The organism is Ruegeria sp. K3 (genome assembly GCF_056531845.1).
On the sequence record NZ_JBQFMM010000002.1, the window covers coordinates 148,226 to 169,326 of the forward strand.

Here is a 21,101-nt window from a genome sequence, read left to right on the forward strand (position 1 = left end):
TCCCTCAGCGCATTGCGGCAATCAGAGAGTTCAGCGCCTCCAACGGGTTATCTTGCGACCAGATTTCCTCTCCGATGCCGAAGAAATCGGTGCAGGGGGTGAGGTCTCGGATCAGATCGGACGTCAGGCCGCCCTCGGCCACGACGGGAACCTCGATCATTTCGGACCACCATTGGAACAGGTCCTTTTCGGCCTGAGTACCATCGCCCAGCGTGGCTGAACCAACCGGGCCAAAGGCCACGTAATCCGCGCCACTTTCACCAGCAGTCATCCCGTCATGAATGGAAGACCCGCAAAAACTGCCGACAATCGCATCCGTGCCCAGCTCCTTGCGGGCTGCCCTGACAGACCGCGCGCCGTCATCCAGATGCACCCCGTCCAGACCCAACCGCTGCGCCAGCAATACATGGTTGGAAATCACGATGGCTACATCGCGCGCATGCGCAACTTCGCGGCAAGCATCGGCGGCGCGCGCGATGGTATCTTCGTCGCTTCCAGCCAAGGCGAGGCGGATACATGCAATTTCAGACCCGTCTAATACGTGGCCCAATTGATCAGGGAATGTACTCAGCGCGATGGTAGGAGGCGTGATCAGGTAAATCTGCGGCTGCTCGGGGGTGTCCATGGCGCGTCCTTCGGGTTTGTCATCTTTCGCGCGGTTTAGCGGATTGCGCGGGGGAAGCAAACTTTTATGCCGGCTACGTACCCTTTTGCGAACAGAAGACGCCGGGCCGACTTGCCCTCGACCCATGCGGCCATTAGAGCAAGCGGAGTTTTTCGGAGTTAGCCATGCCCAGCGATACATCACAGCCGTCTTTTGTTCTGGTGCGCCCTCAGATGGGTGAGAACATCGGTGCTGCCGCGCGGGCGATGTGGAACTTTGGGCTGGATCGGATGCGGATCGTGGCACCGCGCGACGGCTGGCCCAACCCCAAGGCGGTGGCGATGTCCAGCGGGGCCGGGCGGCTTTTGGATGAGGCGCAGTTATTTGACGATCTGGCGGGCGCGCTGGAGGACACCACCTTTGTCTTCGCCACCACAGCGCGGCAACGTGGGTTGACCAAGCCTGTCTATAGCCCGGAGCGCGCAATGCAGCTTGCATCGCAGAAAGTGGCGGCGGGCGAAAAGGTCGCTGTTCTGTTTGGCCCGGAACGGGCAGGGCTTGAGAATGAGGATATCGCCAAGGCCAATGCGATTATCTCGGTGCCAGTGAATCCGGAATATGCGTCGTTGAACCTCGGGCAGTGCGTTCTGCTGACCGCCTACGAATGGATGCGCCAGACCGGGGATGTCGTGCATGAGGCAACTGATCTGGGCAAGGGCGATTGGGCGACCGGGATCGAGGTTGAAAAGTTGGTCGAGCATTATGAGGACCGTCTGGAACAGGCCGGGTTCTTCTATCCGCCGGAAAAAGCTGAAGGAATGAAGGTGAACCTGCGCAATCTGTGGTCGCGGATGCGGATGACACGGGCCGATGTACAGATGCTTCACGGGATCATGCGGCAGATGGTCCGCTGGAAAGACAAAAGCTGAGGCTGGACCTATCTTCCGCCAAACCATAGCTTGCGACGAAAACAGGACATGAGGACAGCATGAGCGGTAAGCGCAGCATCTTCGAAGAGGTCTCGGACAGCGAAAAACAACAGGCCGTCCAACCCGGTATGATCGACCGGGGGCGTGGCGGTGCGCGGGCCGCGATCCGGGTTTGGCTGATGATCCTGTTCGCGCTGGTCGTGATCATGATTGCCGTGGGCGGGCTCACGCGGCTGACCGACAGTGGACTATCGATCACCGAATGGCGACCTATTACGGGTGCGATCCCACCGATGAGCGCTGCCGACTGGCAAGCCGAATTCGACAAATACAAGCAGATTGACCAATGGCGCATTCAGAACCAATGGATGGAGCTGGATGATTTCAAAACCATCTATTGGTGGGAATGGGGCCATCGCCAGTTGGGCCGCGTGATAGGATTGGTTTGGGCCGTTGGATTTATCGGTTTCCTTGTGACCCGCAAGATTCCGACAGGATGGGCTGGTAAGCTGCTGATCCCCGGCCTGCTTGGCGGTGTTCAGGGTGCTGTAGGCTGGTGGATGGTCGCCTCGGGCGTCACACAGGGTGAAGGAATGACCGCCGTTGCCAGCTATCGTCTGGCAACGCATCTTGGCTTGGCCTTCGTGATCCTCGGCTTTCTTGCCTGGTACATCTTTGAACTTGGCCGTGACGAACGCGACCTGATGCAGGCCCGCCGCGCGAAAGAGGCTAAGCTTTTCTCGATATCGACCGGACTGCTGCACTTCACCTTCCTGCAAATCCTCATCGGTGCGCTGGTGGCCGGGATCGACGCGGGGAGGTCCTACACTGACTGGCCCCTGATTGGCGGTCAGTTGCTGCCGCCCGATGCGGCCATGCTGGAACCGATGTGGCGTAACTTCTTTGAAAGTCCCGGTCTGGTGCAGTTTATCCACCGTTGCGTCGGCTATCTGCTCTTTATTTTCGCCATCATAGTCTGGCGGCGCGGTGGCAGCAGCGCGCACCCACAGACCCGCTTTGCCTTCAACGCCATGTTCGCAGCTTTGTCACTGCAAGTGGTCGTGGGCATCATCACAGTCGTCTATGCGGCACCTTGGCAGATCGCCATTTTCCACCAGTTCATGGCCGTGGTCGTCTGGACCCTGATCCTGCGCGCCCGCTTCCTGACAGCTTACCCTATCGCAACATCTGTGCGCGGAGCATGACCCCATGACAGCATACAACGACTTGATGGCCTTTCAGCGCGAAACCTCGGCCCTGGGCCAGATTGCCGGTAGGCTCGGCTGGGACCAGGAAACGGTGATGCCGCGCGGTGCCGCGCCGCAACGGGCCGAGGAAATGGCAGCGATCGAGGCTGTATTGCATGCTCGCCGCTCTGACTCTCGCGTTGCCGAATGGTTGGAGCAGGCCGCACCGCAAGATGAGGTCGGCAAGGCACAACTGCGTGAGATACGCCGCGCCTATGACCGCGCGGTGAAGGTGCCCGCCGATCTGGCGACGGCGATTGCACGCGTGACATCCGCCGCGCAGGGCACATGGGCCCAGGCGCGAGCGGACGAAGATGTCTCAGCCTTCCTGCCGGTGCTGGAAGAAGTTGTCTCGCTGAAACGGCAAGAAGGTGAAGCGCTGGCACAGGGTGGCGACGTTTATGACGCGATGGTCGAGGATTACGAGCCCTACACAACCGGCGCTCAGATCGCTGCGATCTTTGACGAAATGCGCCCACGTCTGGTGGCTCTTCGCGCCGCCGTTCTGGATCGCCCGGAACCTGTCGCGCTGACCGGCAACTTTGACGAACTGACCCAGATGCGCCTGACGCAGAAACTGGCAACGACATTCGGCTATGACCTGAACAATGGCCGCGTCGACAAGGCTGTGCATCCGTTCAGCTCGGGCAGCGGGCTGGACGTTCGGATCACCACTCGCACCAGCGAGACCGATCCGTTCAACTGCTTTTACTCGACCATTCACGAGGTTGGCCACGCCGCCTATGAGCAGGGCATCGACCGCGATTACCTGCTGACCCCGCTGGGACGTGGTGTGTCGATGGGTGTGCATGAAAGCCAAAGCCGGATTTACGAAAACCAGCTGGGCCGCTCGCGCGCCTTTACCGGATGGCTGTTTGACCAGATGAAAGAGGCGTTCGGTGATTTTGGCATCGCCGATGCAGATGCGTTCTATGCCACCGTCAACCGCGTCCACAACGGCTATATCCGGACCGAGGCGGATGAGGTGCAGTACAATCTGCACATCATGCTGCGGTTTGATTTGGAACGCGCACTGATGGCCGGTGACTTGCAGGTCGGCGACCTTGAAGCCGCCTGGAACAACCGCTTCAAAGCAGATTTTGGTTATGCGGTCGACAAGCCCTCGAATGGATGCTTGCAGGACGTACACTGGTCGGTTGGCCTGTTTGGCTATTTCCCGACCTATTCACTGGGCAATGTATATGCCGGATGCCTGTATCAAGCACTGCGCGCGGCAATTCCCGGACTTGAGGGGCAGTTGGCAGCTGGCGATACTTCCGGGGCGACCGGTTGGCTTCGAGAGCATGTGCAGCAGCATGGAGGACTGTACGCGCCCCGCGAAATCATTCAGCGCGCCAGTGGGGTGGAACCAGGGCCGGAGCCGCTGTTGGCTTATCTGGAGCAGAAGTTCGGGGCGTTGTACGGGCTTTGAGGCGTGTTCGTGGCGCTCCGGCGTTACACTGGCCCTGACGGTACCATTTCGATACGCAAGGCAACAGCGGCGAAGAAAAGGCCGCTTCCTGCCAATACAAACACGTGCCAGATGGTGTTGTGGTAGGGCAGCCAGTCCAGAAGGTAAAATACCACGCCTGCGGTATAGATGAGGCCTCCGGCGATCATTAAAGTAAGGGTAAGGGGTGAAAGTTCGGCCAACATGGATTGTCCGGCCCAAACCGCTGCCCATCCCATCAGAAGATACAGCGCCAGCCCGAACCAGCGGAAGCGGTTCGGGTCGATCATCTTCAGAACAGAGCCCAGCGTCGCAGAAGACCACAGCCCCAGCAAAAGTCCCGGAGGTTGTGAAGCCGAGAGCAGCAGGAACGGCGTATAAGTTCCTGCGATCTTCACATAGATACCCGAGTGATCAAGGCGGCGCAGAAACTCTGCCCACTCATCATGCTCGATCATGTTGTAGAGCGCCGAGAACGTCAGCATCAAAACCAGAGTTATTCCATAGATCGAGGCGCCCAAAACCGCCGCCGGGTCTGACCGATAGAAGACTGTCATGATGATCAGCATAGGCGCTGCGATCACCGCCGAAGAAACACCCAGCACATGAACAACACCGTCACTTATTCGCTCAGCATGGCTGTAGGCAGGTCGGATATGGGCGAATGACCACATATCGAAATGCTAGGCGTGCCGGGTCTGCTGGGGCAAGCCCACCCTCGTGCCGTTGGCAGGAACGTGACCCTGAGTAACAAAACGCCCGCAATACGGGCGTTTTGTTACACTTCTGTAGTGCTTTGTTATTCCTCGGCTTCTTCGTCACCCTGGTCGGCGATCCAGGCCACACTGACGACTTCTTCGCCTTTACCGGTGTTGAATACACGCACACCACCCGCGCTGCGGGAGCGGAACGAGATGCCCTCGACCGGCACCCGGATCGATTGGCCTTTCGAGGTAGCCAGCATGATCTGATCGTCGATTTCTACGGGGAAGGAGGCAACCAGTTCGCCACCGCGCATGGCTTTGTCCATCGCCGCCACACCCATGCCACCGCGACCGCGGACAGGGTAGTCGTGACTGGAGCTCAGCTTGCCCGCGCCGCCCGACGTGATGGTCAAGATCAGGTTCTCGGCTGCCGACATCTCGGCATAGCGTTCCTGCGTGATACTGCCAGGCGCGGCTTCGTCCTCGTCCGTTTCGCCGTCATCCGCAATGCCCGCGACTGCGCGGCGCATCTTGAGGTAGGCGGCGCGCTCGTCCGGGTCGGCCTCGAAATGGCGAATTACGGACATCGAGACGACACGGTCGCCATTGCTCAGCCTGATGCCGCGCACACCGGTAGATTCGCGTGAGTTGAAGACACGTACATCAGTGGTCCGGAAGCGGATCGCACGGCCCGAATTGGTGACCAGCATCACGTCTTCATCTTCTGAACAGATGCGAGCGTTTACCAGTTCCACATCCTCGGGCAGTTTCATCGCGATCTTGCCATTGCGGCGGACGTTCGTGAAATCTGACAGACGATTGCGGCGGACGTCACCTGCACTGGTGGCGAAGACGATTTGCAGGTTCTCCCACTCTTCATCCGGCACATCCACGGGCATGATCGCCGCGATCGAGACACCGGTCGGGATCGGAAGAATGTTGACGATCGCCTTACCCTTACCGGTCCGGCTGGATTGCGGCAGACGCCAGGTCTTGAGCTTGTAGACCATGCCTTCGGTGGTGAAGAACAGCAGTTGCGTATGCGTGTTCGCCACGAAGAGATTGGTGACAACATCCTCTTCCTTGGTCTGCATACCCGACAGGCCTTTGCCGCCACGCTTTTGCGCCCGGAAATCGGCCAGAGGGGTGCGTTTGATGTAGCCGCCTGAGGTGACAGTCACGACCATATCTTCGCGTTCGATCAGGTCTTCGTCTTCCATATCACCGGACCAGTCAACGATCTCGGTGCGGCGGTCGACGGCGAACTGCTCGCGCACGCTGCGTAGCTCATCGGCGATGATGCCCATGATGCGCTCACGCGAAGACAGAATATCCAAGTATTCCTTGATCTTGTCGGCCAGTTCTTCCAGTTCGTCCGTGACTTCCTTGACACCCAGTTGGGTCAGACGCTGCAGCCGCAGTTCGAGAATGGCGCGGGCCTGTACCTCGGTCAGGTTATAGGTGCCGTCGTCATTCATCTTGGACAGCGGATCGTCGATCAGGCGTAGATAGCCTTCGATCTCGGATGCAGGCCAGCGGCGGGTCATCAGTTTCTCGCGCGCTTCAGCAGCGTCTGCCGACGAGCGGATCGTGGCAACCACTTCGTCAACATTCGAAACGGCCACGGCCAGACCACACAGGATGTGACTGCGCTCACGCGCCTTGCGCAAGTCATAGGCTGTGCGGCGGGCAACAACATCTTCGCGGAAGTCGATGAACGAGGTCAGGAAGCGGCGCAGGGTCAGCTGTTCGGGTCGACCACCGTTCAACGCCAGCATGTTGCAACCAAATGAGGTCTGCATCGGCGAGAAGCGGTAGAGCTGGTTCAGCACCACTTCGGGCGTTGCATCGCGTTTCAGTTCGACCACGACACGCACACCATTGCGGTCGGATTCGTCCTGTACGTGGCTGACGCCTTCGATGCGTTTTTCACGCACGGCTTCGGCGATCTTTTCGATCATCGAGGCTTTGTTCACCTGATAGGGGATCTCGTCCACAACGATGGCGTACCGATCCTTGCGCAGCTCTTCTACGCGGGTCTTGGCGCGGATGATAACGCTGCCACGGCCTTCAAGGTACGCTTTGCGCGCACCTGAGCGGCCCAGCATCACACCGCCGGTCGGGAAGTCGGGGCCGGGCACATATTCGATCAGTTGTTCTGATGTCAGATCCGGGTCGTCGATCAGCGCCAGCGTGGCATCGACCACTTCGCCTAAGTTATGCGGTGGGATGTTGGTTGCCATACCCACGGCGATACCACCGGCACCATTGACCAGCATGTTCGGGAAACGGGCGGGTAGGACGGTCGGCTCTTTGTCTTTGCCGTCATAGTTGTCCTGAAAATCGACAGTCTCTTTTTCGATATCGGCCAGCAGGGACGCGGCGGGTTTGTCCATCCGTACTTCGGTGTAACGCATCGCCGCCGGGTTATCGCCGTCCATTGAGCCAAAGTTGCCCTGACCATCAAGCAGCGGCAGCGACATCGAGAAATCCTGCGCCATCCGCACCAGCGCGTCATAGATCGCACTATCACCATGCGGGTGGTACTTACCCATCACGTCACCAACCGGACGGGCCGACTTGCGATAGGACTTGTCATGAGTGTTCCCGGTCTCATGCATCGCGTAGAGAATACGCCGATGCACCGGTTTCAGCCCATCGCGCAGATCGGGGATCGCACGGCTGACAATGACCGACATCGCATAGTCCAGATAGGACGTGCGCATTTCGGATTCGATGGATACCGTCGGGCCGTCATAAACGGGGCGCTCGGGCGGGGTTTCGTCCATGTTTTCAGGGATTTCTGGCGTATCGCTCACGTAGGCTGCCCGTGTCTTGTTCTTGATCTATATCTTGTGGATACACTTTATCAGACCCGGCATATAAGGTGCAAGCAAGCAACCGTTCCCCGGCCAAATTAGGTCGGTAACACCTGAGTAACATATTGTTATCTAAGTATTAGGGCAGTTCCGTGTTACTCTGACTAGACCTTGTAACAAATTTGGAGGTCTGCATGGCGCAAAGTGAAACTGAACTCATGCTTAAGGGGTACGGGCTGACCACGGCGGAATTTTTCTACCACATGCCCGACTATATTCACGTACTGAACACGTTTATTTGGCAGGATTACGACCTTGCTCCGGACCATCCGAAGCTGTTCGAATTCGTAGAATTCTGGCAGAAAGAGATTGAAGGTCCGCTGCACTCGGTCAGGTTCACGCACCGTAAAATGATCGCGCCGGGGGAATGGCGCAACATGGTGGGTGAGTTTCGGGTAAATTAGCCCTCAGGCCGAACAGCTCGCGCCGCCCAATACACAGAATTTGGCGCAATGCGGGTGGTTCAGATGCACGTCGGCCTCGGCCTCTTTAAGGGTTTCGCCCAATTCAAACTCCGGCGAATAAGGCAGCAGCGTACAGGCCAGCACCACCGGACGCTCGGCGCCTTTGCGTTTGACGACCATACGCGAGCTGGCGCACATCACCGCATCAGGGGCTTTGTCCAGGATGCCCCAGCAAGCGGTTGTGATTTCAGGAACTTCAACTGTTTCGTCCATCTCGGGAAACAAAACTGTTTGGCCCGGATTTTGCGCATCGATGTCAAAGCCGTGCTTGGCAAAGAATGCTGCATACCCCGCGCGGCTTTCAGCGTCGCTATCCCCCCAGACTGAGCGCCCGGCAATTGCCATCCTAAAGCCGTTGTCCCGCAACCACTCCATCCCCGTCAGAGTTTTGGCAAAACTGCCTTTGCCGCGTTCTTCGTCATGCAGATCGGGGCGGTAGTGGTCGACGGAGACACGCAGCGTCAGTTTTTCTGCGTAGTCGCGCTGTAATTCCAGCAAACCCTCGCGCATTTTGCGGCGCATCATCGGCCGCATTGCATTGGTCAGGATCAAAACTTCGTACCCGCGCTCTAGCGCAACGCGCGTCATCTCGATCATCTCGGGGTTCATGAAGGGCTCACCACCTGTAAAGCCTATCTCGCGGATCGGCCATTGGCGCTGTTCGATCTGATCCAGATAGTCGCGGACTTCGTCGGCGGTGATGTAAACCAGAGCATCGTTGGTTGGGCTGCTGGCGATATAACAGTTTACGCACTCGATGTTGCACAGCGTTCCGGTGTTGAACCAAAGGGTTTCGGGATGAGTCAGCGCGACGGACGCGCGCGTTTGCCCGTCTGCTGTCACTAAACTGTTCTGAAACTTCCCGATATTCGCAGCCTGTTGGGCGTTGTCTTTCATTCCGGCATCCGGTTCTGTGCTTGTGCCAAACCGACTTAACCGTTTGTGCCGGTTTAGTTAAGAGTATCTACCCCTCGCTGACAGAGTTTTGATGTGGGAAGAAAGTTGCTGATTGGTTGCGCTAACATTGGACATGCCCCAAGCGGCAAGGTAAGGAAAAGCCATGGTTTCTCGTGTCATACCTGTTGACCCATTTGATCTGGTCATATTCGGCGGAACCGGCGATCTGGCACAGCGCAAGATCGTTCCGGCCCTGTTTCGGCGTTACTGCGCCGGGCAGTGGCCCGAGGCCACCCGGATCATCGGCGCAGCGCGGGGCGCTCTGACCGTTGATGGCTTTCGCGAGATGGTGGCCGAATCGTTGCGGCAGCACGCACCGAAGCGGGCAAATGATCAGGAGGCTGTGAACGGTTTTCTGCAGCTTGTGGAGTATGTCCCGCTTGACGCATTGTCCGAAGATGGTTGGGCCCAGTTGGCCGAAATGCTGAATGCGGATCGTATCAGGGCCTTCTATTTCTCGGTAGGCCCCCGATTGTTTGGCCCGCTGGCCGAACAGATCAGGGCGCACAATCTGGCCACCCCGCAAACCCGTATCGTCGTCGAAAAGCCTTTTGGGCACGATCTGGAAAGTGCTCGCGCGTTGAATGCGACACTGGCGGCGCATTTTGACGAAGGGCAAATCTATCGGATCGATCATTATCTGGGTAAGGAAACCGTTCAGAATCTTATGGCCGTTCGGTTCGGCAACATGCTGTTCGAACCGCTTTGGAACAGCCAGTATGTCGATCACATTCAGATCACTGTGGCCGAGACCGTCGGCATTGACGGTCGTGAAGAGTATTACGAGCGCGCTGGCGCCATGCGCGACATGATGCAGAACCATCTGATGCAGCTTTTGTGTCTGATCGCGATGGAACCACCCGCAAAATTTGATCCGGACGCGGTGCGCGATGAGAAACTCAAGGTCATACGCGCGTTGGATTCGGTTGAGCCGCACCATATCGTGCGAGGTCAGTTTGCAGGCGGTGCCGATGGCCGAGGGTATCGTCAAGTTGTCGGCAATCAAAGGTCGACGACGGAAAGCTACATCGCATTGCGCGCACATATCAGCAATTGGCGTTGGGCGGGCACACCGTTCTATCTGCGCACGGGCAAAGAGCTGGTGGCGCGGTCCTCGGTCATCAATGTGATGTTCAAGGATGCTCCGCATTCGATTTTTGGCGAAGAGGCCGGGCGTCATGCGAATGCCCTGTCGATCCGGTTGCAGCCCAATGAAGGCATCACTTTGAAAGTGACAATTAAAGAGCCGGGGCAGGGAGGCATGCGTCTGGTTGACGTTCCGCTGGACATGAGCTTTGCCGAAGCGCTTGGGCCTGAAAACCAGGACCCACCCGACGCTTATGAGCGGCTGGTGATGGATGTCATTCGCGGCAACCAAACCCTGTTCATGCGCGGCGATGAGGTAGAAGCCGCATGGGCCTGGACCGATCCGATTATCGCGGGCTGGGAGGCGCGTGGTGATGTTCCCAAACCCTATGAAAACGGCAGCACCGGCCCGGGCGACGCTGAGTTGCTGATGAAACGAGACCACCGCCGCTGGCAAGGAATAAATCCATGAATATCAAAGAATATGCCGATCGCGACATGCTGGCGATTGATGTCGCGAATGCATTGGCCGGAGACCTTGAGGCCGCATTGCTACATCATGATACTGTCTCGTTGGCCGTTCCGGGCGGAACCACACCGGGGCCGATCTTTGATGGATTGTGCGCTGCGGATCTGGAATGGGATCGTGTGCACATACTGCCGACCGATGAAAGATGCGTGCCGGGTGATCACGAGCGTTCGAACGAGAGGTTGATCCGGGAACGGTTGCTGACCAGTCGCGCATCCATTGCACAATACATGCCGCTCTATGTTGCGGAACATGAGCCTGAGGCGGTTTTGCCCGAGATCGAAAGCCTGATTAACCCGCATCTGCCGCTATCGGTTCTGGTGCTAGGTATGGGTGAGGACATGCATACCGCCTCGCTCTTTCCGGGGATGCAGGGCTTGTCTGCTGCTCTGAACAACAACGCCCCGACACTGGCGGTAGCGCGGACCGACGTGCAGCCCGAAGCGCGTATCACGCTGACGGGTCCGGTTCTGGACGGCGCTTTGTCCAAGCATCTCGTCATATTCGGAGAAACTAAACGGAATGCCCTGGATCGTGCCATGTCACTGCCACCCGAGGAAGCTCCGATCGCGGCCGTGCTCAGCGGCATGACCGTACATTGGGCGGAGTAATCACGATGCAGCTGGATCAATTGAACTCACTCGCAGCCACACAGACGGGCCGTCGGATACTCGATCTGTTTGACGCCGATCCAAACCGGGCGCAGGGTTTCTCGGCTTCGACCGGAGATCTGCTGTTTGACTATTCGAAGACACAAATCGACGAAGATATCCGCGCGGCACTGATCCAGCTTTGCGATCAAGTCGAATTGGCAGAGCGTCGGGCCGCGATGTTCTCCGGTGAAAAGATCAACGAAACCGAAGGCCGGGCTGTATTGCATACCGCGCTACGCAATCTCGACGGAGGCCCGGTCGAGGTCGATGGTCAGGACGTAATGCCGGACGTACTGGGCACTTTGCAGCGAATGCGCGTCTTTGCCGAAGAAGTGCGTGGCGGGGCGATCAAAGGGGCAGGGGGCAGCTTTACGGATGTGGTCAACATTGGCATCGGCGGCTCGGACCTTGGGCCGGTGATGGCGACGCATGCCTTGGCACCTTATCACGACGGGCCAAGGCTGCATTATGTCTCAAACGTGGATGGCGCGCATATTGCGGATACGCTGCGCCCGCTTGATCCGACACGGACTCTGGTGATTGTCGCTTCGAAGACCTTTACGACCATCGAGACGATGACCAATGCACGCACGGCGCGGGCTTGGATGGTCGATGGTGGTGGTGATCCGGCGCGGCAATTCGCAGCGGTCTCCAGCGCTGTTGACAAGACTCAGGCCTTCGGGATTCCCGAGTCGCGGGTGTTTGGCTTCGCGGATTGGGTCGGCGGGCGGTACTCGGTCTGGGGGCCGGTCGGACTGCCGGTAATGATCGCCGTTGGCTCGAACGCGTTTGACGCGTTTCTACGGGGCGGTCAGGCGATGGATCTGCACTTTCAATCCGCCGAATGGGCAGAAAATCTGCCAGTTATGCTGGCGCTTGTGGGGGTCTGGCATCGTCAGGTGCTTGGGCATGCCAGCCGCGCAGTTCTGCCATATGATCAGCGTCTGCTGCGCCTGCCTGCCTATTTCCAACAGCTTGAGATGGAATCGAACGGTAAATCTGTCGCGATGGATGGCAGCGCGCTGACCATGCCTTCAGGTCCGGTTGTCTGGGGCGAACCCGGCACAAATGGGCAGCATGCATTTTATCAGTTGATCCATCAGGGCACCGATGTGATCCCCTGCGAATTCATGGTGGCGGCAAACGGGCATGAGCCGGAACTGGCCCATCATCATCGCCTTCTATTGGCCAATTGCTTGGCCCAGTCCGAAGCGCTAATGCGGGGTCGGTCGCTGGATGTTGCACGCGCACGCATGGCCGAAAAGGGCCTGACAGGCGACGAGTCGGAGCGTCAGGCACGCCATCGTGTGTTTTCGGGCGACCGCCCGTCAACCACGCTGATCTATCCGCAGCTTACCCCGTTTGTGCTGGGTCAAATCATTGCGCTTTATGAACACCGTGTGTTTGTCGAAGGCGTGCTGCTTGGAATCAACTCGTTCGATCAGTGGGGTGTTGAGCTGGGCAAGGAACTGGCAACGTCTCTGGGACCGATCGTGGACGGTGAGGTCAGCGCCGATGGCAAAGATGGCTCGACCTCGGCGCTGGTTGGATACGCATTGCGACATCGCGGTTGACGCGGCACCCTGCCGCACTCTCTTATTGTCAGACAATTGAATTCTTGGCAGGGTTGTTGCCAAGACATAACGGCGCGGCCAAGCGCTGACGATGGGAGGAATGTCCATGCTGGGACAGATGATGACGCAGCCTTTGCTGATTTCGTCGCTTATTGAACATGCTGAACGTTATCACGGGCAGACCGAGATCATCTCGGTCGAGACGGACGGAACCGTGACCGAGACCAATTGGTCCGGGATCGCGCAGAACGCCCGACGGATGGCTTCGGCGTTGGAAAAGCTGGGGCTGCAACCGCAGGATCGCGTGGGCACGCTGGCCTGGAATAACCGCCGCCACCTTGAGATCTACTATGCGGTGTCCGGCGCGGGCTTTGTCTGCCACACGATCAACCCGCGTCTGTTTCCCGAACAACTAACCTATATCATCAACCACGCGCAGGACCGGGTCCTGTTTTTCGATGCGACCTTCCTGCCTTTGGTCGCCGCGCTGCAAGAGCATCTGACTGAGGTGCAGTACTATGTGCTGATGGGTGCGCGGGACGAGGCTGCGCTGTCTCAGGTGCCGGGGTTGGTTTTTTATGACGAGATGATTGAAACCGGTGATACAGACTACGCGTGGCCCAGCTTTGATGAAAACACTGCCTCCAGCCTCTGTTATACTTCGGGTACCACTGGGAACCCCAAAGGCGTTCTCTATTCCCACCGCTCTACAGTTCTGCATAGCTTCGCGTCGAACACGCGCGACGTAATCGGCTATTCCGCCATGGATGTGGTGATGCCGGTGGTGCCAATGTTCCACGTCAACGCTTGGGGCTCGCCCTATGCCAGCGCTATGTCTGGTTCGCGAATGGTGATGCCGGGGCCGGGATTGCATGGCGAGGCATTGGTCAATCTGATCGACACATATGGCGTCACGCTGGCGATGGGCGTACCGACCATTTGGCAAGGTCTGCTGGCCCATGCCGCGACATGCGGGACCAACTTGAAAAGCCTCAATCGTACTGTAATCGGTGGTGCGGCATGCCCGCCCTCAATGATTGAAACGTTCCGCGAAATTTATGGTGTCGATACCGTCCACGCCTGGGGCATGAGCGAAATGAGCCCGCTGGGCACGACGAATTATCCGATGGCCAAACATCTGGACATGCCCATCGAAGCGCAACACAAGCTGCGCGAAAGCCAGGGCCGCCCGCCCTTTGGGGTTGAACTGAAAATTGTTGATGATGATGGCAACGATCTTCCTCATGACGGCGAAACGCAGGGCGATCTGATGGTGCGCGGCCATTGGGTTCTGGACAGTTATTTCCACATGCAGGACGAGGACTTGTTGCAAGATGGCTGGTTCGCGACTGGCGACGTTGCAACACTGGACCCGGATGGGTTCATGACCATCCGCGACCGTTCGAAAGATATCATCAAATCGGGGGGCGAATGGATCAGCTCTGTCGAGTTGGAGAACATCGCGGTCGCACACCCTCAGCTAGCGACGGCTGCCGTTGTGGGCGTGCCGCATCCGAAATGGGACGAACGCCCGCTTTTAGTAGCAGTGAAGGCCGAGGGCGAAGAACCGACCGAGCAGGATTTGTTGGCATTCTTCGACGGCAAAATCGCCAAATGGCAGGTGCCCGACAAGGTCGTGTTCGTCGACGCCTTGCCCCTTAACGCGACCGGAAAGGTCCTGAAACGCACGTTGCGCTCGGATTTCAGTGATGCGCTGATGGAATAGTGCCAGTCTGGGAAGAATGGCTCCGGCGGTAGGGATCGAACCTACGACCAATTGATTAACAGTCAACTGCTCTACCGCTGAGCTACGCCGGAACGGTCCGCGCCGTATAGCAACCTCAAATTGCGGCGTCCAGTGGGTTAGTGGAGTTTTTTCTGCGAAACAACTTCGCCGTGGCTCACGTAGCTAATTATGAAGAATTTGGTGTGATTTGGCTCCGGCGGTAGGGATCGAACCTACGACCAATTGATTAACAGTCAACTGCTCTACCGCTGAGCTACGCCGGAACTGAGGGGCGTATAACAACCCGTATTTTCGGCGTCCAGAGGGGAAGCGCACGGGCCGTCAATTTTTTCCGATTCACGCGATGCGCTTGAAACGAGACGCAACTGACAGATCCCCCAAGGGCGCTACACGGGATCTGCCGGTCAGATCAACCAGATGGGCGAAGACATTACGCTCGGCCGCGGGAAGCAGCGCGGCGGGGGTTTCGATATAGATTCGCTGGGCAAGCTGTTGGCCCGTTTCTGGGCCATTTTCCAGGGCGTCGAGTATCTGTGATTCCCGCTGCAATCGGTGGTCTATCAGCCAATCCAGGCGCTTGGCAGGATTCGTGATAGGGGCACCATGGCCCGGATGAAAAACCGACCACTCGCGCGCACGCAGGCGGCGACAGGCTGCCATGAAATCCGTCAGGTCTCCGTCCGGGGGCGAGACCAGAGAGCTGGCCCAGCCCATGACGTGATCAGCCGTAAAGCAGACATCCCCCCAGGCCAACGCGATATGGTTGCCCAGATGGCCGGGTGTGTGGATCACTTCGAGTTGCCAGCCTTCTGCCGCGACGCGTTCACCGTCTTCAAGCTCGATATCAGGGCGGAAATCGGCATCGATTCCCTCACCACCTCCGGCAAGCCCGTTCTGGGCCAGCTCGGTCATGACTTCGCTGCGTCCAGCTCGCGGACCACCAAAAGCCAGAACCGGAGCGCCGGTGCGGGATGCGAGCGGGGCGGCCAAAGGCGAGTGATCCAGATGGGTGTGCGTAACAAATATGTGGCTGATCCGCTGCCCGGGTTCCAGCGCATCAACTATGGCTTGCATATGGGCATCACTCAATGGCCCAGGGTCGATGACAGCAATGTCCTTATCGCCTAGAAGGTAGGTATTCGTACCACGATAAGTCATTGGCGAGGGATTGGGCGCAAGAATGCGCCTTAGCCCCGGGGCAAGCACGGCAACCTGTCCAGGGAGAGGGTTGAAATCGTCGTGGGCTTGCATTCTGACCTCTTCCTCTTGCCCGGGCAGCCCGCTAGGTTTAGCGTATGTCGACCCAATGGCTCAAACCCTATATGCCGCGTAGCCTATATGCGCGTGCCGCACTCATTCTGGTACTGCCGGTCATTGTCGTGCTTTTGGTGGTGGCGATTGCCTTTTTGCAAAAACATCTTGAAGAAGTGACCGCCCAGATGACCCGCACGGCGGCGCGCGAGGTGACACTGGTGCTGGACGTGATGGAGGGTGCGGAAACCCAGCAGCAGGCATTGGCAGCTGCGCGGCAGGACTTGTCGGTCTTGAACATGACCGCCCGCTTTCTGCCGCCGAATGAAGAGCCGAAAAACAGTCCGCGTCGATGGTACGATTTCATTGCCCCGCAGGTGGATGCGGAAATGCGCAGCTTGTTGCCTGAAACCCAGTATGTGGCTCTGCCAAATGGACAGGAAGTGAGTCTTTTTCTGGCAACCAATCTGGGCATGCTTGAGCTAGAGTTTGATCGCCGACGCCTGTCGCCGACTGCACCGCATCAGCTGATTGTGACGATGGTGTTCTTTGCGGCTCTGATGACAACGATCTCGTTTCTCTACATGCGCAATCAGTTGCGCCCGATCACGCGCCTTGCGGACGCGGCGCAGGCCTTTGGTCGCGGGCGGGTCGTGCCTTATTCACCCGGTGGTGCAATCGAGGTACGCGCTGCGGGCAATGCCTTCGTTGACATGCGCGCCCGAATCGAGCGGCAGATTGAGCAGCGCACGCTCATGTTGTCGGGGGTCAGCCACGATCTGCGCACACCTCTGACGCGTCTGAAACTTGGATTAGCTATGTTGCCCGAGGACGAGGCCGCACCGTTGTTGCAAGACGTGGACGAGATGCAATCGCTGCTGGATGCATTCTTGGACTTCTCGCGTGGCGCTGCAGAGAGCGCACCCGAAGAGATTGAACCCGAAAATTGGCTGAGCCAAATCGTTGACGATGCACAGCGCGCGGGCCAGCACGTTGAACTAATCTCGGTCGAGGGGCGTGGAACGACAATGCTGCGCCCATCGGCCATGCGCAGGGCAGTAGAGAATCTGATTGGAAACGCGAATCGCTATGGTTCACGCGCCGAGGTCAGCCTTTCGATGACGCCAAAGTCACTACGCATTCGGGTAGAAGATGACGGCCCCGGTATCCCGATCGAACAACGCACCGAGGCCGTCAAACCCTTCACGCGACTTGATCCGGCGCGAAACCAGAATCAGGGCACCGGCGTGGGTTTGGGCCTTGCCATTGTTGCCGATATCGCCCGCGTACATGGTGGTATTCTGCGACTGGGCAGCAGCGAAAGGCTGGGCGGATTAAGCGCGGATATCGTGATTGGACGGTGATTTGGTAGGCCCGGAGGGACTCGAACCCCCAACCAAAGCGTTATGAGCGCTCTGCTCTAACCAATTGAGCTACAGGCCCACCGTCCCGCCTTGGGTATCACGATCACTGGCCGCGTCAAGCCTGACCGTTGCAACATGGCCCACAATCGAATAACCCGCGCGCAAAGCACTCATGAGGGATTGGCCATGACAGCGGGCAAGAACGGAATCACCTATGCCGACGCAGGTGTAGATATCGATGCAGGCAACGCTCTGGTCGATCGGATCAAGCCTGCGGCCAAGCGCACCAACCGTTCGGGCGTGATGAGCGGGCTAGGCGGTTTTGGCGCTCTGTTCGACCTGAAAGCGGCTGGCTATCAAGACCCGGTTCTGGTGGGCGCAACCGATGGTGTGGGCACCAAGCTGCGGATCGCAATCGATACCGGCGTTGTCGATGGCGTGGGAATCGATCTGGTGGCGATGTGCGTCAATGATCTGATCTGCCAAGGTGCTGAGCCGCTGTTTTTCCTGGATTATTTTGCCACCGGTAAGCTGGACACCGATACTGCCGCGCGGATTATCGAAGGAATTGCCGAGGGGTGTGTCCAATCTGGCTGCGCCCTGATTGGTGGTGAAACCGCCGAGATGCCGGGTATGTACCCTGACGGCGATTTCGATCTGGCCGGTTTCTCGGTTGGTGCCATGGAACGCGGGGCCGCATTGCCCGAGGGTGTTGAACAGGGTGATGTCCTGCTGGGGCTGGCTTCGAACGGGGTGCATTCCAACGGCTATTCGCTGGTGCGCAAACTGGTTGAAATGTCCGGGCTGGGCTGGGAGGAAGAGTCGCCTTTCGGTGGCGGAACATTGGGTGAGGCTCTGCTGACCCCCACGCGGCTGTATGTGAAACCAGCGCTGCAGGCGATCCGGGCTGGCGGTGTTCGCGCGCTTGCCCATATCACCGGCGGCGGCCTCACCGAAAATCTGCCGCGCGTATTGCCCGAAGGGCTCGGGGCCGAGATTGATTTGAATGCTTGGGACTTGCCGCCTGTGTTCAAATGGATGGCCGAGACCGGTGGCATCGCCGAGTCTGAGATGTTGAAGACCTTCAACTGCGGCATCGGCATGATTGTTGTCTGCGCTGCAGATCAGGCAGATGATCTTACAACACTGCTTGCAGAGGCAGGCGAATCCGTTGCGCGCATCGGAACAGTCACCGCAGCGCCGGGTGTGGCCTACTCAGGCAAACTGCTGTGAGCCACAAGCGCGTCGCGATCCTGATCTCCGGGGGCGGATCGAACATGCTGTCGCTGGTCGACAGCATGAATTGCGATCATCCCGGTCGGCCATGTCTGGTATTGTCGAACGATGCAAATGCCGGAGGGCTGAAGAAAGCTGCACAGCGCGGAATTCCGACCGCAGCCGTCGACCACAAGCCCTTTGGCAAAGATCGCGCTGCGTTTGAGGCAGAACTGCTTAAACCGCTTATGGCAGCCCAGCCGGATGTTGTCTGTCTGGCCGGTTTCATGCGTGTATTGACGGGTGAATTTGTATCGCGTTTCCAGGGCCGGATGCTGAACATCCACCCATCGCTTTTGCCTAAGTACAAGGGTTTGAACACCCATGCCCGCGCCATTGAAGCAGGCGACGCCGAACATGGCTGCACCGTTCACGAAGTTACTGCAGCGTTGGATGACGGGCCGATTCTGGGTCAGGCGCGCGTGGGTGTACGGGTAGGGGACACGCCTGAGGAGCTCGCCGCCCGCGTGTTGACCTGGGAGCACAAACTCTACCCTGCCGTGCTTCGCCGTTATTGTATGGGCAACAAAGACCCAGTTCTTCTGCCCTAACGCGGAGGGGTGATTTACACGCAAAGGTTATTCGTCTTATGGTCGCATATCGCTCGGGACGAGGACGGCACGGGCAGTCACAATAACCAAAAGCAAGAACAGCACCGCGCATGAAAACCCTGACGACGACGCAAGAGCTGGCCGCATTCTGCTCGGCTGCTGCACAATATCCTTATGTCACTGTAGATACCGAATTTCTGCGCGAACGGACCTATTATTCGAAACTCTGTCTGGTGCAGCTTGCAGTGCCATCGGAAGATGAAGACAGCGCCGTTCTGGTTGATCCATTGGCTGACGGCATGTCGCTGGAGCCTTTGTACCAGCTGTTCAGCGACGAAAGCGTGGTCAAGGTTTTCCACGCCGCGCGGCAGGATCTTGAAATTTTTTGGGTCGACGCGGGCGTCTTTCCGACTCCGTTGTTTGATACTCAGGTCGCTGCGATGGTCTGCGGTTTTGGTGAACAGGTTGGCTATGAAACTCTGGTCCGGAAGATCTGCAAGGAAGGGGTCGATAAAACTTCTCGCTTCACCGACTGGTCACGGCGCCCTCTGACGGATGCGCAGAAAACATACGCACTGGCAGATGTAACCCATCTTCGGAAAATCTATGAGCATCTGGCTGCAGAACTTAAGAAGTCGCGCCGGGATCACTGGGTCGCAGAAGAGCTTCGCATACTGACCCGACCCGAGACATATGACATTCGCCCGGAAGAGGCGTGGCGGCGGGTCAAAACGCGGACCAACTCTGCCAAGTTTCTGGCCGTGGTTCGAGAGCTGGCGCAGTTCCGTGAGGCCTATGCGCAAGAGAACAATGTGCCACGAAGCCGTGTGTTCAAAGACGATGCGTTAATCGAGATGGCCTCGACCAAGCCCAAGACGCCCTCTGATCTGGGCGGGTCGCGCTTGTTGCTGCGCGAAGCGCGCAAAGGGGCGATCGCAGAAGGCATTCTGGAGGCGGTAAAACGGGGCGTAGGTTGCCCGCAAGACCGATTGCCGAAAATTGACAACAGCCGTGACAAGCTGAAGGTCAACCCGGCACTTGCAGATTTGCTGCGCGTTCTTTTGAAATCAAAGACCGAAAGCGCAGGCGTTGCCGCAAAATTGATCGCCTCCAGCGCGGAATTGGATCAGATCGCTGCAGGCGAACGAGAAGTTCCCGCCATGTCCGGTTGGCGGTTCGAGGTTTTTGGCGAGGACGCGCTGAAGCTTTGCGAAGGCAAGATTGCTTTGGCCGCCAAGGGACAGGCAGTGCAGGTTGTCTCGCTTTAACGGCGACGAGATTCCAACGCGTTCTGCTGGCCTTTGACCCGAACTAAACGAATACCTTCCAGTTCTTTTCGGCTTACATTGACGGCCTCTGAAACCATCCGCGACCGTTCGGTGCCCTGCGCAGTGGCGTAGTCCGGGTAATCCACGCGGAAGGTGAACTCCATAACGCCATTTTTGCTGAGTTCTTCCGATCTTACGCGCGCGAGCTGTGCGTTGAACGCACCCTGTCGAATGGCTGTGCCAGCCGCATAGATGATTGCACCCGTCGAGGTTGGGTCGATCCGCAATTCGTTGATCACGGCGATTGGAACGCTATTATCCTCGGCGTCCGGACGCTCGAACAGGCCTTTTTTGTCGGCATTTTCGGGAACCAAGGCATTAGCGTCATCGGCTGATACTTCGGATGGGCTGGGTGTGCTGCTGCCAAACCAGTTCGATGGATTCGCGCTTGAGTTGCTCCAGTTGCTACAAGCGGACAGAGCCATTGTGGAGATCATCAGAACAGGCAGAGTTTTGTGCATGGACCCAGTACTTTGTGCAACTTTACCTGCATCGGGTTAACGCAAATT

18 protein-coding genes and 3 tRNA genes are annotated in these 21,101 nt (G+C 58.0%); 12 read left to right on the forward strand and 9 right to left on the reverse strand.

Annotated elements, in window-relative coordinates:
* Window positions 1-4 precede the first annotated feature (4 nt).
* Window positions 5-625, reverse strand: a complete 621-nt coding sequence (locus ACR0MP_RS04495; protein WP_170406041.1) for a thiamine phosphate synthase — start codon at window positions 623-625, stop codon at window positions 5-7.
* A gap of 164 nt (window positions 626-789) precedes the next feature.
* Between ACR0MP_RS04495 and ACR0MP_RS04500 the strand changes: the two genes are divergently transcribed.
* From ACR0MP_RS04500 to ACR0MP_RS04510, 3 genes are read left to right on the forward strand one after another with little or no spacing between them, the layout of a single operon-like run.
* Window positions 790-1,533, forward strand: coding sequence for an RNA methyltransferase (locus tag ACR0MP_RS04500; protein WP_170396917.1), 744 nt, complete (start codon window positions 790-792; stop codon window positions 1,531-1,533).
* 59 nt (window positions 1,534-1,592) lie between these two features.
* Complete coding sequence (ctaA, locus tag ACR0MP_RS04505; RefSeq protein ID WP_170595478.1) at window positions 1,593-2,738, forward strand: heme A synthase; 1,146 nt, start codon at window positions 1,593-1,595, stop codon at window positions 2,736-2,738.
* A 4-nt stretch (window positions 2,739-2,742) separates the two neighbouring features.
* Window positions 2,743-4,212, forward strand: coding sequence for a carboxypeptidase M32 (locus ACR0MP_RS04510; protein WP_170396921.1), 1,470 nt, complete (start codon window positions 2,743-2,745; stop codon window positions 4,210-4,212).
* Between the two features lie 23 nt (window positions 4,213-4,235).
* Here the strand turns inward: ACR0MP_RS04510 and trhA are convergent, their stop codons facing one another.
* Together trhA and gyrA are read right to left on the reverse strand one after the other, a co-directional pair.
* Entirely contained in the window at window positions 4,236-4,904 is a 669-nt protein-coding gene (gene trhA / locus ACR0MP_RS04515; protein WP_480886991.1) for a PAQR family membrane homeostasis protein TrhA, read from the reverse strand.
* Between the two features lie 125 nt (window positions 4,905-5,029).
* Window positions 5,030-7,753 carry a DNA gyrase subunit A gene (gene gyrA / locus ACR0MP_RS04520; protein WP_170396932.1) on the reverse strand — a complete coding sequence of 908 codons (2,724 nt, stop codon included), beginning with the start codon at window positions 7,751-7,753 and terminating at the stop codon, window positions 5,030-5,032.
* A gap of 194 nt (window positions 7,754-7,947) precedes the next feature.
* On the opposite strand from gyrA, the gene ACR0MP_RS04525 reads away from it, so the two are divergent.
* On the forward strand, window positions 7,948-8,217 hold the full coding sequence (locus ACR0MP_RS04525; protein WP_039535770.1) for an usg protein: 270 nt from the start codon (window positions 7,948-7,950) through the stop codon (window positions 8,215-8,217).
* Window positions 8,218-8,220: 3 nt separating this feature from the next.
* Here ACR0MP_RS04525 and ACR0MP_RS04530 read toward each other — a convergent pair whose 3' ends face one another.
* Entirely contained in the window at window positions 8,221-9,174 is a 954-nt protein-coding gene (locus tag ACR0MP_RS04530; protein ID WP_170406026.1) for a radical SAM protein, read from the reverse strand.
* Between the two features lie 163 nt (window positions 9,175-9,337).
* Here ACR0MP_RS04530 and zwf point away from each other — a divergent pair, with 163 nt between their 5' ends.
* From zwf to ACR0MP_RS04550, 4 genes are all read left to right on the forward strand, one after another.
* The gene (zwf, locus tag ACR0MP_RS04535) at window positions 9,338-10,792 is read left to right on the forward strand and encodes a glucose-6-phosphate dehydrogenase (RefSeq protein ID WP_480886993.1); all 1,455 of its coding nucleotides are present in this window, start codon (window positions 9,338-9,340) and stop codon (window positions 10,790-10,792) included.
* Window positions 10,789-11,460, forward strand: coding sequence for a 6-phosphogluconolactonase (gene pgl / locus ACR0MP_RS04540; RefSeq protein ID WP_170396937.1), 672 nt, complete (start codon window positions 10,789-10,791; stop codon window positions 11,458-11,460). Before zwf ends, pgl begins: the two co-directional genes overlap by 4 nt.
* Window positions 11,461-11,465: 5 nt before the next feature.
* The gene (gene pgi / locus ACR0MP_RS04545; RefSeq protein ID WP_480886994.1) at window positions 11,466-13,076 is read left to right on the forward strand and encodes a glucose-6-phosphate isomerase; all 1,611 of its coding nucleotides are present in this window, start codon (window positions 11,466-11,468) and stop codon (window positions 13,074-13,076) included.
* Window positions 13,077-13,182: 106 nt separating this feature from the next.
* On the forward strand, window positions 13,183-14,802 hold the full coding sequence (locus tag ACR0MP_RS04550; RefSeq protein WP_480886996.1) for a long-chain-fatty-acid--CoA ligase: 1,620 nt from the start codon (window positions 13,183-13,185) through the stop codon (window positions 14,800-14,802).
* A gap of 17 nt (window positions 14,803-14,819) precedes the next feature.
* Here the strand turns inward: ACR0MP_RS04550 and ACR0MP_RS04555 are convergent.
* The 3 genes from ACR0MP_RS04555 to ACR0MP_RS04565 form a co-directional block, all read right to left on the reverse strand.
* A tRNA-Asn gene (locus tag ACR0MP_RS04555) sits at window positions 14,820-14,894 on the reverse strand.
* A 117-nt stretch (window positions 14,895-15,011) separates the two neighbouring features.
* Window positions 15,012-15,086 (reverse strand) — tRNA-Asn (locus ACR0MP_RS04560).
* Between the two features lie 73 nt (window positions 15,087-15,159).
* On the reverse strand, window positions 15,160-16,074 hold the full coding sequence (locus tag ACR0MP_RS04565; protein ID WP_480886998.1) for an MBL fold metallo-hydrolase: 915 nt from the start codon (window positions 16,072-16,074) through the stop codon (window positions 15,160-15,162).
* 44 nt (window positions 16,075-16,118) lie between these two features.
* Here ACR0MP_RS04565 and ACR0MP_RS04570 point away from each other — a divergent pair, with 44 nt between their 5' ends.
* Window positions 16,119-17,438, forward strand: coding sequence for an ATP-binding protein (locus tag ACR0MP_RS04570; RefSeq protein WP_170406010.1), 1,320 nt, complete (start codon window positions 16,119-16,121; stop codon window positions 17,436-17,438).
* A gap of 2 nt (window positions 17,439-17,440) precedes the next feature.
* Here ACR0MP_RS04570 and ACR0MP_RS04575 read toward each other — a convergent pair.
* Window positions 17,441-17,517: transfer RNA gene (locus tag ACR0MP_RS04575), tRNA-Ile, on the reverse strand.
* 107 nt (window positions 17,518-17,624) lie between these two features.
* On the opposite strand from ACR0MP_RS04575, the gene purM reads away from it, so the two are divergent.
* From purM to rnd, 3 genes are all read left to right on the forward strand, one after another.
* The gene (gene purM, locus ACR0MP_RS04580; protein ID WP_170406007.1) at window positions 17,625-18,671 is read left to right on the forward strand and encodes a phosphoribosylformylglycinamidine cyclo-ligase; all 1,047 of its coding nucleotides are present in this window, start codon (window positions 17,625-17,627) and stop codon (window positions 18,669-18,671) included.
* Window positions 18,668-19,264, forward strand: coding sequence for a phosphoribosylglycinamide formyltransferase (gene purN / locus ACR0MP_RS04585; RefSeq protein ID WP_170406004.1), 597 nt, complete (start codon window positions 18,668-18,670; stop codon window positions 19,262-19,264). The genes purM and purN overlap by 4 nt, the downstream gene beginning before the upstream one ends.
* 110 nt (window positions 19,265-19,374) lie before the next feature.
* Window positions 19,375-20,532 (forward strand): ribonuclease D, encoded by a 1,158-nt coding sequence (gene rnd, locus ACR0MP_RS04590; RefSeq protein WP_170406001.1) that lies wholly within the window; start codon window positions 19,375-19,377, stop codon window positions 20,530-20,532.
* On the opposite strand, the gene ACR0MP_RS04595 is transcribed toward rnd, so the two are convergent.
* Entirely contained in the window at window positions 20,529-21,017 is a 489-nt protein-coding gene (locus ACR0MP_RS04595) for a hypothetical protein (protein ID WP_480561439.1), read from the reverse strand. The two genes, rnd and ACR0MP_RS04595, sit on opposite strands and share 4 nt — an antisense overlap.
* Between the last annotated feature and the right edge of the window lie 84 nt (window positions 21,018-21,101).